Raw genomic sequence first — 13,815 nt, forward strand, 5'->3', positions numbered from 1 at the left:
TAAACAGGTATTTTCTATGAATAAAGCCATGTTTAGCGCTTAGTTGATTTGGTATAAAAGTAAAACTGCGTTAAAGTTTGCGATGAAACTATAAGAGGGTAAAAAGCAGACAATGTCGGAAATTCAATTTTTAAATGTAGATCTAGAGCTTGAGTCTAAACAAGATATTAGCGCCCTGGTGGCAGACTTAAAGAAAAACGCGATGGTTTTGCATTATGACAAAGACGAATATCGTCAATTGGCGCGTATTGAAGCCTCAGGTGATATAACCACGCCAGACAAAGCAATCAACCACTTATGTGAATTAATAGAGTCGTGTTCACGTAATGCGCTTAAGCAGTGGCTAAGCTGTTCGCGCAGAACGTTTGATATAGGCTTTGAGTCGGGCACGTCACCTAAGTGTTTTAACCAAGCTCTACATGCAGATACACTACTACGTATATCTGCAATTGGCGCTGGTATGGAAATAACGATTTACCCTATCGAAAAGTAGCCATAGTTAATTATTTGCGCTCGACAACCGCTGCGGTCATTTTTGATACGCAGCAAAGCTCGCCGCGGCTATTGGTTATTTTTATTTCCCATACAGAACTGCGCTTACCAATATGAAATGCACGAGTAACGGCGGTTAAAGTGCCATTTCGAGAGGCCTTTAAGTGGCTGGCGCTAATTTCCTGTCCAACACAATAAAATTTTGTAAAGTCCACTACAAAGTTAGCGGCGTAGCTTGCTACGGTTTCGGCAAGTACCACATTTGCGCCACCATGTACCATACCAATAGGATTATGATGCTCAGGAATAGCAGGCATGGTAGCCACTAGGTAATCATCTCCTATTTCGGTTATTTCTATGCCCATAGTTTTCATTAGCGTGCCTTGGCCGTTTATTCCCTCATCTAACTGTTTGCAAAGCTCTAATGTAATGGGTTGATGCCAAATACTCATAATTACTCCTTTATATTGAAAGCAAATTTATAGCATTTTAAATACTGAACGTCTGTAATTACCTAAAATTTATCCAGGTGCGGTGTATTTAGCTATTTTAAAGCACAATTTAAATTTGCGATTTTTATTTAACTGTATATACTCACAGTTAAATGTACTGTATGGAAAACCAGTTGTATGCGACCATTAACTAAACGCCAAGCTCAAATACTCGAACTAATAAAAGTTTTTATTAAAGACACTGGTATGCCTCCTACACGTGCCGAAATTGCGCAAACACTCGGTTTTAAAAGTGCCAATGCCGCAGAAGAGCACTTAAAAGCGCTTGCCAAAAAAGGTGTTATTAAAATGAAACCAGGCGCAAGCCGTGGTATTCAATTGGTTGAAGAAGAAGAGCCAGAGCAACTAGGGCTACCATTAATTGGTAGAGTTGCAGCGGGTTCGCCTATTTTGGCGCAAGAACATGTTGAGAGTCACTGTAAAATAGACCCACTTATGTTTAAACCAGCCGCCGACTTTTTACTGCGTGTTAACGGCATGAGTATGAAAGATATAGGTATTATGGATGGTGACTTACTTGCCGTACACCGTACTCAAACTGCAGAAAACGGCCAAGTTGTGGTTGCACGAGTAGATGAAGACGTAACCGTAAAACGCCTAGAAAAAGCAGGCCGAAAAGTATTATTACACGCTGAAAACGAAGAGTTTACGCCTATAGAGGTAGACCTTGAAAACGAATCTTTTAATATTGAAGGGTTAGCCGTTGGCGTAATAAGAAATGCCGACTGGATGTAATTTTTAACTATTTTTAAGTAATATCTATAAATGCGCACTTTTTAGTGTGCATTTTTGTTTTAGAAACAAACCTTCCACCATCTCAAAGCGCCCTAAAATTATTTAGGCTGTAAACTTTTTTTCACTCATACTTTTATCTTCCTAGGCGTGTTACATCCCTTAATTTTGCTCGTGTCTTGGCTGTTAAATAACAATTTAATACGCCGTCATTTAGTCAATCTTAAAATATCACTTGATTGTTTTTTATACTAAAACTTGCTTGTTGTACGTTTTTTAGCTAATCATTAATGTGCTGGACTAACAATAACTCACAGCTTTTTAGTTATGAGAACACACAATATACACAAACCTTTTGTTGTCCTAGCGATACCAATTAAAAATAAGATTGGTTAAAAAATAAAAATAACGAATTGGCGTTTAAGCCGTATGCCTCTTCGCTTTGCATTCGCAATAGCATCAAAGGAGCCGTCACATGGGTAAACTGACCTCTACCTTGTGGCTTGTGTTGATTATGTTCCCGCAGCAAGTGCTGGCTAATAGCCAATACAATATGCGCAAGGGCGTAACCGATATAAGTAATAATGTATATCAGCTACACATGACCATATTTTTAATATGTTGTGTGATTGGGGTGATAGTGTTCGCAATAATGTTTTGGGCACTGATTCATCACCGTAAATCTAAAGGGGCAGTTCCTGCCCAATTTCATGAAAGTACCAAAGTAGAAATTCTTTGGACTGCCATTCCGTTTGTTATTTTAATTGCCATGGCAATCCCTGCCACTAAAACCCTCATTGCGATGGAAGATGCCAGTAAGGCCGACTTAACCATTAAAATTACAGGGTCACAGTGGAAATGGCATTATGAATATATGGGAGAAGACGTAGAGTTTTACTCTATTTTATCTACCCCTCAAGACGAAATAGCCAACCTTGCTAATAAAAACCCTAATTACTTACTTGAGGTTGATAAACCTTTAGTACTGCCAATTAATCAAAAGGTGCGTTTTTTAATGACCTCTGATGATGTTATTCACTCTTGGTGGGTACCCGATTTTGCCGTTAAAAAAGATGCCAATCCGGGGTTTATCAACGAAACGTGGACCAACATTAACGAAGAAGGTATTTACCGAGGACAGTGTGCAGAGCTGTGCGGTAAAGATCATGGTTTTATGCCCGTGGTGGTTGAAGCTAAATCGCAAGAGGACTTTAACGCATGGCTTGCAGATGCTAAGCAAGCTAAGCAAAAAGCTGCACTTGCTGATGCCGCATTGCTTGAGACAACAATTCCTAAAGAAGAGCTAATGACACTAGGTGAGCAAGTGTATATGGCAAGTTGCGCTGCGTGTCATCAACCTACTGGTATGGGGTTACCGGGAGTATTTCCTGCGCTAAAAGGCAGCCCCATTGTTTTGGGTGATATAAAAGATCACATTGATGTAGTGATTCATGGCCGCCCAGGAACTGCAATGCAGGCATTTGCAAAGCAGCTCTCAATTAAACAACTTGCAGCGGTAATTACCTATAAACGTAATGCGTGGGGTAATGAAACGGGTGATGTCATCCAACCTAGTGAAATTCAGGCAGCACTTGATGCGGAGGCGAACTAATGAGTAGCATAGTAGAACAACCTAACGCCAATGACGCTCACCACGGCCATCACCCAGCCAAAGGTTTTAAACGTTGGTTATACACAACAAACCATAAAGATATTGGCAGCATGTACTTAATTTTTTCGCTGACTATGTTTTTAATTGGCGGTGCAATGGCCATGGTTATTCGGGCTGAGTTATTTCAGCCAGGATTACAATTGGTAGACCCACACTTTTTTAACCAAATGACCACAGTACACGGTTTAATTATGGTGTTTGGTGCTGTAATGCCAGCCTTTACGGGACTTGCTAACTGGATGGTACCGCTTATGATTGGCGCGCCAGATATGGCACTGCCCAGAATGAACAACTGGAGCTTTTGGATTTTACCCTTCGCTTTTTTAATTTTATTGGCCTCGTTATTAATGCCTGGAGGCGGCCCCGCATTTGGCTGGACGTTCTATGCGCCGCTTTCAACAACGTACAGTAACGACAACACCGCAATGTTTGTGTTTGCAGTGCACATTATGGGGATTAGCTCAATTATGGGCGCAATAAACGTTATTGTGACCATTGTTAATTTACGTGCCCCAGGCATGACATGGATGAAGCTACCATTATTCGTTTGGACATGGCTAATAACCGCATTTTTATTAATTGCTGTTATGCCCGTACTGGCCGGAGCGGTCACTATGGTGCTCACCGATAAATACTTTGGAACCAGCTTTTTTGATGCGGCAGGTGGCGGCGATCCGGTGATGTTTCAGCACATATTTTGGTTTTTTGGCCATCCCGAAGTGTACATCATGATTTTACCCGCCTTTGGTATTATTTCGACCATAGTGCCTACATTCTCACGTAAAAAACTATTTGGTTATGCCTCAATGGTTTACGCAACCTCCTCTATTGCATTACTGAGCTTTATAGTGTGGGCGCATCATATGTTTACGACCGGTATGCCCGTTGCTGGCGAGCTATTTTTTATGTACGCGACCATGCTGATATCGGTGCCTACAGGGGTAAAAGTATTTAACTGGGTAGCCACTATGTGGCGAGGGTCAATAAGTTTTGAAGTGCCCATGCTATTTAGTATTGCCTTTATTGTGCTGTTTACCTTAGGGGGCTTTTCGGGGCTGATGTTGGCTATAACCCCTGCTGATTTTCAGTATCACGATACTTACTTTGTGGTGGCGCACTTTCATTACGTGTTAGTTACGGGGGCAATATTTTCGATTATGGCGGGGGCTTATTATTGGCTGCCTAAGTGGACGGGCAATATGTACAACATTGCCTTGGCTAAGTGGCATTTTTGGTTATCGCTGGTAAGCGTAAATGTATTGTTTTTCCCTATGCATTTTGTAGGGCTGGCAGGCATGCCGCGCCGTATTCCCGATTACGCCCTGCAATTTGCTGATTTTAACGCAATCATAAGCATAGGTGGGTTTGCCTTTGGTTTATCGCAGTTACTCTTTGTGGCTGTGGTAATTAAATGTGCCCGAGGGGGCGATAAAGTCCCTGCAAAAGTATGGGATGGTGCTGAAGGTTTAGAGTGGGAAGTGGACTCTCCTGCGCCGTATCATACTTTTTCTACGCCGCCGGAAATTAAATAATGACACATGCACCGCTATTAAAGCGCCTAATTCTTATTTGTATAGGTATGTTTGCTTTTGCATTTGCCTTAGTGCCCTTATATGACGTGTTTTGCGACATAACTGGGCTTAATGGCAAGCCATCACTTGAGCAAGCTAAACAAAGTACACAGGTTGCACAAAATCGAGAAATAGGTGTGAGCTTTACAACCCATGCGCAAAGTGGTGCGCCGTTTATTGTTAAATCTAAAGAATACAGTGTTGATGTGAAACCAGGTGCCATGCGTGAGGTGATGTTTAGCGCAAAAAACACCAGTGATATTGATAAAGTAATGCAAGCGGTGCCTTCTGTATCGCCCGGAAAGGCAGCCAAGTACTTACATAAAATAGCGTGCTTTTGCTTTGATCAACAACCCCTAAAAGCGGGTGAAGAGCTTGAGTTTAAGCTGCTGTTTTATGTTGATACTGCACTGCCGAGCGATGTAGAAGAGCTAACTTTATCTTACACCGTATTTGATATTAGTGAGCAGCTAGTAGCAAGTAATAACTAGCCTGCATGTCTAGTGTAAAACTAGGAGCAAGTAACATGAATCAAGATTATGAAAACTACTACGTACCCGAGCAAAGTCCTTGGCCCATAGTGGGCGCGGTGGCGTTATTTTTTATTGCAGTGGGTGCGGCTTTAACAGTCATGAACTTAGAAAGTGAAGGGGGCAGCGGTGTGTACTTGCTATATGCAGGCATTGCAGTGCTGCTGTATATGATTTTTAGCTGGTTTAAAAATGTAATTAGCGAGTCTGATCAGGGCTTATATTCAGCGCAAATGGACCGCTCATTTCGACAAGGAATGAGCTGGTTTATATTCTCTGAAGTTATGTTTTTTATGGCCTTTTTTGGCGCATTATTTTACGCCCGCATACTGTCGGTGCCTTGGCTTGGCGGCGCTGGGAATAATGCGATGACCAACGAGGTGCTTTGGCCTACCTTTGAGGCCGTATGGCCACTACTAACCACACCAGCAGGTGAAACCACGCAAGCTATGGGGTGGCAAGGCTTACCCCTTATTAATACGCTTATTTTATTAGCGTCTTCGGTTACTTTGCATTTTGCTCACGTAGCCATTGAAAACAATAAACGTAAACCGCTAAAAGTGATGCTAGGGGCAACCATTTTATTGGGTGTGTGCTTTTTAGCATTGCAGGTAGAAGAATATATTTATGCCTACAACGACTTAAACTTAACACTAGATGCAGGCATTTACGGGAATACATTCTTTTTGCTGACAGGTTTTCATGGCATGCATGTGACCCTTGGCGCCATTATTTTGTTTGTTGTTTTTGTGCGTATTTTAAAAGGCCACTTTACGAAAGATAAACATTTTGCGTTTCAAGCAGCGGCTTGGTATTGGCATTTTGTTGATGTGGTGTGGCTGTGTTTATTTGTTTTTGTGTATGTGTTGTAACGGCTAATGGTGAGTGATTAGCCTTTATAAAACCAAGTTTTACAGCGGCTATCACCATCACCAAAACCACCACAGAAAACAGCACGCGACGGCCTAAAAAATGCGACATAGGCCGACCGCCAGATTTATCGGTCACCATAATAAATAGCGCTCTAAACAAGTTGAAAAGTATAAATAGTAACAGCAGCACAATAATAATTTTAATAATCACTGGGTTGACCCTTTATGCAGTTAATTTTAAGGCGTAAACAAAAGCTTAGCTCATTTATCGCACTTTGCGTTGTGGTAGCTGTGGTGCTGGTATGTGTACGTTTAGGGTATTGGCAATTAGCAAGGGCTGAGCAAAAGCAGCAACAGCTAACAGCTATAGCTAACATGCAAACCCAAGGCGTAATGAGCTGGCAGCAATTACAGGCAATGCCTTCAAAGTGGAATAAAACAGGTGTAGTGGTTGAGCTTGTCGGAAAAATAATAAATCAGCAATACTGGCTTTTAGATAACCAAGTTTACCAAGGGCAAGTCGGTTACGATTTATTGGTTTTATTTAAGCCAAGCCAAGCAAGTGGCGCTTTACTCGTTAATTTAGGGTGGGTAAAAGCGCCTATTTCACGCAGCGAATTACCTAACATTCAACTTCCTAAACGTAATATTACCTTTAAAGCGCAGATAAAAGAGCGAAATTTAACGAGCTTTAACTTACAAACCAATGCGACAAAACAAGACCTTCAAAAACGAATCCAATCAATAGATTTACAAAAGCTAAGTGAGCAGAGTAATCAATCGTTATTTAATTTTATGGCTTATCGTCAAGGTGCAGGAGATGCGCTAGCTATACCGCATTATAAAGCGGTGGTGATGAGTCCGCAAAAGCACCAAGCGTATGCAGTGCAATGGTTTTTAATAGCCTTAGCCTGTGTAGTGGTGGCCATTTTTGCCAGTAAAAAGAGGACTAACAATGAAAAATAACCCCTTAGTTTTGTTTGTTGTATGTTGCGCTGTACCGCTAATACTTGCATACGGTGCGCTAAAGCTAGACTGGTTGCCAAGCGCCATTACCAATAATGGCGAGTTTTTACAGCACGAAGTAAAGCTTGAAAACTGGCAGCAACATAACCCTAAGCAATGGACAATTGCGCTTAATTACTCCAATAAATGTAACGCTTCGTGCAATGAACAGCTCAATGCGCTTAATAACTTATATATCGCCTTAGGAAAAAATCAGGGCAAGGTTGATATGGCTGTAATGGGAGCGCCTAAAGTTAAAAACATTCCTTGGAAAACCTTTAACGCGCAACAAAATTTGCAGCCCGCTAGCCTATATTTAATCGATCATATGGGGTTAGTGGTGCTTGAGTATCCGTTTAAAGAGCAGCCACAAGAAAACCGTTTAGTGCAAAAAGGTTTATTAAAAGATTTAAAAAAACTACTTAACTATTCTCGTTCAAGCTAATTAATAGGGCATTGTTAATGGGAGATTCCTATGTATAAAAATTATAAAAACTGGGTACTTGCAACGGGGTTACTTGCGCTGTTGGTGGTAGGGCTAGGTGCTTATACACGTTTAAGTGACGCAGGTCTTGGTTGCCCAGATTGGCCCGGTTGCTATGGCTTTTTAACTGTACCAAAGCATGAAGCCGATATCGCACTAGCTACCCAAAGTTATCCAGATATGATGTTTGAAACCGCCAAAGCGTGGAAAGAAATGATCCACCGTTACTTTGCAGGCGCGCTGGGGTTGCTTATTTTAGCGCTATTTGTATTGGCTTTTGTAAAGCGCCATTACTCAAACACGCCGGTTAAGTTACCGCTAGCCTTATTATTGTTAGTTATATTTCAGGCTGCGCTGGGTATGTGGACCGTTACTATGAACTTACAACCGCTCATTGTAATGGGGCATTTGCTGGGGGGATTTAGTATTTTATCGCTAATCACTCTTTTATACCTACGTTTAACTACTAAACCCATAGAGGGCGGAGATAGTAGCGCTAAAGGCTATTTTTCATTGAGCTTAGTTGCATTGGCTGTGTTGGTTATTCAAATTGCATTAGGTGGGTGGCTTGCAGCAAATTATGCGGCGCCACACTGTAATGGCCTACCGCTATGTAGTTATGCGCAGCCATTTTCACTCAGTAGTGTGTTTCAGTTGCCGCTTGAGCACAGTAATTATGAGTACGGAGTGCTATCGCAACAGGCGCGTATGTCTATTCATCTACTACACAGAATTTGGGCGCTAGTTACATGTATTGTGTTGGCGCTAATTATGTGGCGTATATACAGTCAGGCGCAATCTGCAAAAATAAAACACTGTACTGTCAGCGTGCTTGTTGCGCTACTTTGCCAAATTAGTTTGGGGCTTGCGGTGGTGCATTGGCACTTTCCGCTTGGAGTGGCGCTGGCGCACAATTTAATGGCAGCTATCTTGTTATTGACTATGGTTAGGTTGTGTTACTACCTAAAAGCACGCACTTAAAGGGGAATAATTATGGCACTCACACTCGACAAAAAAGAACTACAGGTTATTAGCGCACACCCTTTTATTCAGCGTGCTTATAATTTACTGCAAGATTACTTAGCTATTAGCAAGTTTAAAGTAGTGGCTATGTTGGTACTTACTGCTTGGGTTGGCTTGGCACTGGCGCCTGATGTAGGGCGAGGCATTGCGGTACAATTTATTAGTTTATTAGGCATTGGTTTGCTCTCTGGCGCTGCGGCGGTAATAAATCATGTTGTTGATAGCGAAATAGATACAAAAATGGCGCGTACACGCCACCGCCCTGTAGCCAAAGGCCGGCTTAGTAAAACCCATGCGCTAAGCTTTGCAGGCGTGATAGGGGTTGCTGGTTTTATAATGCTAATGCTTTGGGCAAACACTCTAACAGCCGTACTTACTTTGTTTGCATTAGTTGGGTATGCTTTTATTTATACCTCTTTTTTAAAGCGTGCCACACCGCAAAACATTGTAATTGGTGGCTTGGCTGGGGCAATGCCGCCTTTATTGGGCTGGGTTTCTGAAACCAATCAAATGGCAGCCGCGCCATGGTTACTCGTAATGATTATATTTACGTGGACCCCACCGCATTTTTGGGCACTGGCAATAGCACGCAAAAGCGATTACGAACGCGCTAAAATTCCTATGTTGCCAGTAACTCACGGTATCGATTTTTGCAAAACCTGTGTTGTGGCTTACACCATATTACTGGCGCTTGTATGTGTATTACCTTATTTAATTGGTATGTCGGGCGGTATTTATTTAGCAGGCGCATGTGTGCTCAATGCACTCTTTTTGTATAAAGCGGTTAAGCTTAAATTAGCCCCTAGCGATGATACCGCAATGGACTTATTTCGCTTTTCAATTGTGCATTTAATGGTACTCTTCGTGATCTTATTTATAGATAAATGGCTCCCTTTATGAAGCAGTTACGGATTAGCTTAGTTGTAATTTTTTCGTTTTTATTAGTCGCTTGCTCAGAACAAAATAGTGCACCCGATGTGCAAGCCTTAGTGTATGAGCAAGCAAAGCCTCTTTCTGATTTTACACTTAACGACCAAAACGCTGAGTTAGTCACCAAAGCGCAATTTTTGGGGCAGTGGAACTTAGTGTTTTTAGGCTATACCAGTTGCCCAGATATTTGCCCATTAACGCTTGCTAAACTAAACAGCGTGTATAAAAAGTTACATAACGAATACCCACTGCAAATTTGGTTTATGTCGGTAGACCCTCAACGCGATACGCCGGTAAAGCGCAAAGCGTATATTGATTATTTTAACCCTGACTTTTTAGCTGTTTCGGGTGAGCACAAAAACCTATTCCCGGTGGTTAGAGAGCTTGGTCTAATTTATGCCATTAGTGACTCGCAAGAATCAGAATATGCGGTCGATCATAGTGCTTCGGTGGCTTTAGTTGATGCAAATGGAGCGGTAAGAGCCATATTTAAGCCTGAATTCCAACAAGGAAATGTGCCCCTTATTAATACCACTCAACTTATTAGCGAATTTAAACAAATAGCGGATTACTATAAAAACTAGTTTTAAACTTTTCACGCATTTTAAAAGGAGCTTAGGCTCCTTTTTTGCTTTTTAGCGCCACTTTTAAAAGTTTTATTAATTTTTTTGAGCCTTTTATGGCAATTTTAATAACTAAGGCTAAGCTTTTGTTATGAATTGAATTGACAGGGAAAGTCCTGAAAAAATGCTAAAACTTCCAAGCGAACTTGCGATTATGCAAGTAGAGACTCTTCACCAAGATTTATTACAAGAACTCAATAGCAACAACGATATTTGTTTAGATGTCAGTGAGGTTGTTTCAGCCGATACCGCGTCAATTCAACTTTTGTGTGCCTTACAAAAACACCTACTTACCATACATCATAAAATTGTATGGGTAGGCAGCAGTGATGCACTTCAAAACGCCATTAATCAACTTGGCTTAAGTCAATATTTAACACTTGAAAGTAAAGGTTAGAGGTTTATATGAAGAAAATTTTAGCGGTTGATGATTCTGCGTCAATGCGTCAAATGGTGAGCTTTACGCTTAAAACCGCAGGTTTTGATGTTACCGAAGCAAAAGATGGCAGCGAAGCCCTCGCGATTGCCAAGCAGCAAAGTTTTGATGCGGTAATTTCAGATGTAAATATGCCCATTATGGATGGCATTACGCTTATCAGAGAGCTCAGAGGCCTTTCTGATTACAAGTTTACGCCGCTACTTATGCTAACCACAGAGTCAGGATTAGATAAAAAAGTAGAAGGTAAAGCAGCTGGCGCAACAGGCTGGATTGTAAAGCCTTTCAACCCGGATCAGTTACTAGCGGTACTTAAAAAAGTAATTCGTTAACTGAGGAGTGCGGCGTGAGTATAGATTTAAGTCAATTTTTTGAAGTGTTCTTTGAAGAAAGTTTTGAAGGCCTAGATACAATGGAGGCCGAGCTATTAAATTTAGAGCCCGGCGAAGAAGACTTAGAAACAATAAATACTATTTTTAGAGCTGCGCACTCAATTAAAGGGGGCAGTGGCACCTTTGGCTTTAACTCTGTTGCTGAGTTTACCCATGTGCTAGAAACCCTACTGGATCAAATACGCCAAGGTGAGCGCGAACTCACCACCGAGCACGTTAATTTATTGCTTAAAGCTGTTGATTGCTTGCGTGGGTTGCTCGGTGAGCTGCAAGCAGAGCAAGAGCCTGATTTATCACACGCTACAACCTTAAAAAAACAGTTTGAAATTGTACTGGAAATGCAAGCTGATTCAGCCCCAAGTGAGGCAAGCGAAGTAACGGCTGCTGCTGAGGTAAATACCTTTCAAATTGATTTTAAACCGCATCATCACCTTTTTAAAACAGGCAACGAGCCTTTATTTATGATCAGCGAACTAGCTGAACTCGGCGAGCTTGAAACACAGGCCTTTTTAGACGATATCCCAGATATTAAAGATTTAAGCAGTGACGAGTGCTACTTACACTGGCGCTTTTTTTTAAATACCAGCGAAAAAGAAGCCGCCATTAAAGAGGTATTTGAATGGGTAGAAGATGATGCCGATATAAAAATAGAGCTTTGTGGCGGGTTATTTGATGAAGACACGTCTCACACCGCAAACGCTGATGAAAAGAGCAACGACAGCACAGCTCAAACACAGCCTATTAGCGATGCTAAAAAAGCACCCGACAAACCTAAAAGCAAACCCACAGCCGATAAAAAGCCAACATCAGCACCAGAGTCTACCTCCATAAGAGTAGGAATAGACAAAGTAGACTCGTTAATAAATATGGTTGGTGAGCTGGTGATAACACAAGCCATGTTAAATCAGTTGAGCGAGCAAGAAATTAGCGAATCAACCATTACGTCATTACAAGAAGGTTTGGCACAACTGGCGCACAATACCCGAGACCTGCAAGAAAATGTTATGCGTATTCGTATGTTACCGATTAACTTTGTATTTAGCCGGTTTCCGCGTTTAGTACGCGATATAGCGCAAAAACTAAATAAGCAGGTGGAGTTAAAATTATTAGGTGAGCAAACCGAGCTAGATAAAACGGTAATGGAAAAAATATCTGATCCTATGGTGCACCTAGTCAGAAATTCGCTCGACCATGGCCTTGAAACAATTGAACAGCGGGTTGCCGCAGGTAAAGACCCAGTGGGCACCGTGACCTTAAATGCCTTTCATCAAGGCGGTAATATCGTGATAGAAATAATGGACGATGGGCAGGGCTTAAATACGCAAAAAATTAAAGAAAAAGCCATTGCTAATGAGCTGATCACCGCTGATTGTAATTTAACAGATGATGAAATTAACGAGCTTATTTTTATGCCTGGCTTTTCTACCGCCGATGCGGTTAGCGACTTATCTGGGCGTGGTGTAGGAATGGATGTTGTTAAGCGCAATATTCAATCTTTAAATGGCTCGGTTGAGGTTTCATCAGCCCCTGGCGTTGGCTCTACCTTTACAATTAGGCTGCCCCTTACGCTTGCCATTTTAGATGGTCAATTAGTTAAAGTTGCCCAGCATACTTATATTATTCCGCTTATTTCTATTGTTGAATCACTACAGATTGATATCACTAAAGTAAGCCGAGTGGGTAAAGACTTAGATGTACTAAGGCTGCGTGACGAATACATTCCTATTTTACGCTTATATCAAATTTTTAATCATCAAAACGCCATAGAGTCATTAGACAAAACCTTGTTGGTGGTTGTTGAAACCGACAACCAAAAAGTGGGTTTGCTGGTAGATGACTTACTTTCGCAGCAGCAGGTAGTCATAAAAAGTTTAGAGGCTAATTACCAAAAAGTAGATGGGGTGTCTGGAGCAACTATTTTAGGCGACGGGCGTGTATCGTTAATTGTTGATATTAGCGGCTTAATAAAATTATCAGGGCTTAAAAAACCAGGTAGCCAAGAGCTAATCATAGAATCTAAAACACCTCTGGAGGCTTCATGATTAGTGAACAAAGCGAGCTAAACAACAAAATTCATTTAGGGCAACAGCAAGGCGTTAAGCAGTTTTTAACCTTTATTATGGCTAGCGAAGAATACGGCGTAGATATATTAACCGTGCAAGAGATCAGGAGCTGGGAAAAAATTACCGTACTGCCCAACGCGCCGGATTTTGTTAAAGGAGTGATAAACCTTCGCGGCACCATAGTGCCAATAATAGATTTACGCTTACGTTTTGGCCTGCCAAGCACTGAATATGGGCCATTAACAGTTGTTATTGTTGTAAAAGTTATTTTTGAAAACGATTCAAAAATAATGGGCATCGCAGTAGATGCGGTGTCAGATGTTTACAGCATTGCAGAGCAAGACGCCAAGCCCGTCCCTAGCCTGTCTGATTCGAGTAATTGTGAATATGTCGCAGGGTTGGTGAACGTGGGCGAAAAAATGGTCTCGTTAATAGATTTACAAAGAACAATGGATATATAGCCACAGCGCTATGTAGC

At 41.5% G+C, this 13,815-nt stretch carries 17 protein-coding genes; 15 read left to right on the forward strand and 2 right to left on the reverse strand.

Going from position 1 to position 13,815, the window contains the following annotated elements:
- Positions 1–112 precede the first annotated feature (112 nt).
- On the forward strand, positions 113–493 hold the full coding sequence (locus AN395_RS13625) for a hypothetical protein (protein WP_004589368.1): 381 nt from the start codon (positions 113–115) through the stop codon (positions 491–493).
- Positions 494–503: 10 nt separating this feature from the next.
- Here AN395_RS13625 and AN395_RS13630 read toward each other — a convergent pair whose 3' ends face one another.
- Entirely contained in the window at positions 504–944 is a 441-nt protein-coding gene (locus AN395_RS13630) for a PaaI family thioesterase (RefSeq protein ID WP_004589367.1), read from the reverse strand.
- Between the two features lie 177 nt (positions 945–1,121).
- Between AN395_RS13630 and lexA the strand changes: the two genes are divergently transcribed.
- From lexA to AN395_RS13655, 5 genes are all read left to right on the forward strand, one after another.
- Positions 1,122–1,739, forward strand: a complete 618-nt coding sequence (gene lexA / locus AN395_RS13635; RefSeq protein ID WP_004588213.1) for a transcriptional repressor LexA — start codon at positions 1,122–1,124, stop codon at positions 1,737–1,739.
- Positions 1,740–2,211: 472 nt separating this feature from the next.
- Positions 2,212–3,348, forward strand: coding sequence for a cytochrome c oxidase subunit II (coxB, locus tag AN395_RS13640; RefSeq protein ID WP_004588214.1), 1,137 nt, complete (start codon positions 2,212–2,214; stop codon positions 3,346–3,348).
- Positions 3,348–4,940, forward strand: coding sequence for a cytochrome c oxidase subunit I (gene ctaD / locus AN395_RS13645; RefSeq protein WP_004588215.1), 1,593 nt, complete (start codon positions 3,348–3,350; stop codon positions 4,938–4,940). The genes coxB and ctaD overlap by 1 nt, the downstream gene beginning before the upstream one ends.
- Positions 4,940–5,470: a cytochrome c oxidase assembly protein gene (locus tag AN395_RS13650; protein WP_004588216.1), complete on the forward strand. Its 531-nt coding sequence runs from the start codon at positions 4,940–4,942 to the stop codon at positions 5,468–5,470. Before ctaD ends, AN395_RS13650 begins: the two co-directional genes overlap by 1 nt.
- Positions 5,471–5,505: 35 nt before the next feature.
- The gene (locus AN395_RS13655; protein WP_004588217.1) at positions 5,506–6,381 is read left to right on the forward strand and encodes a cytochrome c oxidase subunit 3; all 876 of its coding nucleotides are present in this window, start codon (positions 5,506–5,508) and stop codon (positions 6,379–6,381) included.
- On the opposite strand, the gene AN395_RS19800 is transcribed toward AN395_RS13655, so the two are convergent.
- Complete coding sequence (locus AN395_RS19800; protein ID WP_095206665.1) at positions 6,281–6,592, reverse strand: DUF2909 domain-containing protein; 312 nt, start codon at positions 6,590–6,592, stop codon at positions 6,281–6,283. The genes AN395_RS13655 and AN395_RS19800 overlap by 101 nt on opposite strands.
- A gap of 14 nt (positions 6,593–6,606) precedes the next feature.
- Between AN395_RS19800 and AN395_RS13660 the strand changes: the two genes are divergently transcribed.
- The 9 genes from AN395_RS13660 to AN395_RS13700 all read left to right on the forward strand — a co-directional run bounded on the left by AN395_RS13660 (position 6,607) and on the right by AN395_RS13700 (position 13,798).
- Positions 6,607–7,347 carry an SURF1 family protein gene (locus tag AN395_RS13660; protein WP_054983320.1) on the forward strand — a complete coding sequence of 247 codons (741 nt, stop codon included), beginning with the start codon at positions 6,607–6,609 and terminating at the stop codon, positions 7,345–7,347.
- On the forward strand, positions 7,337–7,831 hold the full coding sequence (locus tag AN395_RS13665; RefSeq protein WP_054983321.1) for a hypothetical protein: 495 nt from the start codon (positions 7,337–7,339) through the stop codon (positions 7,829–7,831). The genes AN395_RS13660 and AN395_RS13665 overlap by 11 nt, the downstream gene beginning before the upstream one ends.
- 30 nt (positions 7,832–7,861) lie before the next feature.
- Positions 7,862–8,851, forward strand: a complete 990-nt coding sequence (locus AN395_RS13670; RefSeq protein ID WP_024033913.1) for a heme A synthase — start codon at positions 7,862–7,864, stop codon at positions 8,849–8,851.
- Positions 8,852–8,863: 12 nt separating this feature from the next.
- Positions 8,864–9,793 carry a heme o synthase gene (cyoE, locus tag AN395_RS13675; protein WP_054983322.1) on the forward strand — a complete coding sequence of 310 codons (930 nt, stop codon included), beginning with the start codon at positions 8,864–8,866 and terminating at the stop codon, positions 9,791–9,793.
- The gene (locus AN395_RS13680; RefSeq protein WP_054983323.1) at positions 9,790–10,407 is read left to right on the forward strand and encodes an SCO family protein; all 618 of its coding nucleotides are present in this window, start codon (positions 9,790–9,792) and stop codon (positions 10,405–10,407) included. Before cyoE ends, AN395_RS13680 begins: the two co-directional genes overlap by 4 nt.
- Positions 10,408–10,570: 163 nt before the next feature.
- On the forward strand, positions 10,571–10,843 hold the full coding sequence (locus AN395_RS13685; RefSeq protein ID WP_004588224.1) for an STAS domain-containing protein: 273 nt from the start codon (positions 10,571–10,573) through the stop codon (positions 10,841–10,843).
- An 8-nt stretch (positions 10,844–10,851) separates the two neighbouring features.
- On the forward strand, positions 10,852–11,214 hold the full coding sequence (locus AN395_RS13690; RefSeq protein ID WP_024033909.1) for a response regulator: 363 nt from the start codon (positions 10,852–10,854) through the stop codon (positions 11,212–11,214).
- Positions 11,215–11,228: 14 nt separating this feature from the next.
- A complete protein-coding gene (locus AN395_RS13695) occupies positions 11,229–13,316 on the forward strand; it encodes a chemotaxis protein CheA (protein ID WP_054983324.1) in 2,088 nt (695 codons plus the stop codon).
- Complete coding sequence (locus AN395_RS13700) at positions 13,313–13,798, forward strand: chemotaxis protein CheW (protein ID WP_054983325.1); 486 nt, start codon at positions 13,313–13,315, stop codon at positions 13,796–13,798. Before AN395_RS13695 ends, AN395_RS13700 begins: the two co-directional genes overlap by 4 nt.
- The last annotated feature ends 17 nt before the right edge of the window (positions 13,799–13,815 follow it).

This window comes from Pseudoalteromonas sp. P1-30, assembly GCF_001400005.1.
Taxonomy (GTDB): domain Bacteria; phylum Pseudomonadota; class Gammaproteobacteria; order Enterobacterales; family Alteromonadaceae; genus Pseudoalteromonas; species Pseudoalteromonas atlantica.

Excerpts from the sequence above, each read along its gene's own strand:
- AN395_RS13625 (WP_004589368.1), top strand. The coding sequence starts at position 113 with ATGTCGGAAATTCAATTTTTAAATGTAGATCTAGAGCTTGAGTCTAAA.
- AN395_RS13630 (WP_004589367.1), bottom strand. The coding sequence starts at position 944 with ATGAGTATTTGGCATCAACCCATTACATTAGAGCTTTGCAAACAGTTA.
- lexA (WP_004588213.1), top strand. The coding sequence starts at position 1,122 with ATGCGACCATTAACTAAACGCCAAGCTCAAATACTCGAACTAATAAAA.
- coxB (WP_004588214.1), top strand. The coding sequence starts at position 2,212 with ATGGGTAAACTGACCTCTACCTTGTGGCTTGTGTTGATTATGTTCCCG.
- ctaD (WP_004588215.1), top strand. The coding sequence starts at position 3,348 with ATGAGTAGCATAGTAGAACAACCTAACGCCAATGACGCTCACCACGGC.
- AN395_RS13650 (WP_004588216.1), top strand. The coding sequence starts at position 4,940 with ATGACACATGCACCGCTATTAAAGCGCCTAATTCTTATTTGTATAGGT.
- AN395_RS13655 (WP_004588217.1), top strand. The coding sequence starts at position 5,506 with ATGAATCAAGATTATGAAAACTACTACGTACCCGAGCAAAGTCCTTGG.
- AN395_RS13660 (WP_054983320.1), top strand. The coding sequence starts at position 6,607 with ATGCAGTTAATTTTAAGGCGTAAACAAAAGCTTAGCTCATTTATCGCA.
- AN395_RS13665 (WP_054983321.1), top strand. The coding sequence starts at position 7,337 with ATGAAAAATAACCCCTTAGTTTTGTTTGTTGTATGTTGCGCTGTACCG.
- AN395_RS13670 (WP_024033913.1), top strand. The coding sequence starts at position 7,862 with ATGTATAAAAATTATAAAAACTGGGTACTTGCAACGGGGTTACTTGCG.
- cyoE (WP_054983322.1), top strand. The coding sequence starts at position 8,864 with ATGGCACTCACACTCGACAAAAAAGAACTACAGGTTATTAGCGCACAC.
- AN395_RS13680 (WP_054983323.1), top strand. The coding sequence starts at position 9,790 with ATGAAGCAGTTACGGATTAGCTTAGTTGTAATTTTTTCGTTTTTATTA.
- AN395_RS13685 (WP_004588224.1), top strand. The coding sequence starts at position 10,571 with ATGCTAAAACTTCCAAGCGAACTTGCGATTATGCAAGTAGAGACTCTT.
- AN395_RS13690 (WP_024033909.1), top strand. The coding sequence starts at position 10,852 with ATGAAGAAAATTTTAGCGGTTGATGATTCTGCGTCAATGCGTCAAATG.
- AN395_RS13700 (WP_054983325.1), top strand. The coding sequence starts at position 13,313 with ATGATTAGTGAACAAAGCGAGCTAAACAACAAAATTCATTTAGGGCAA.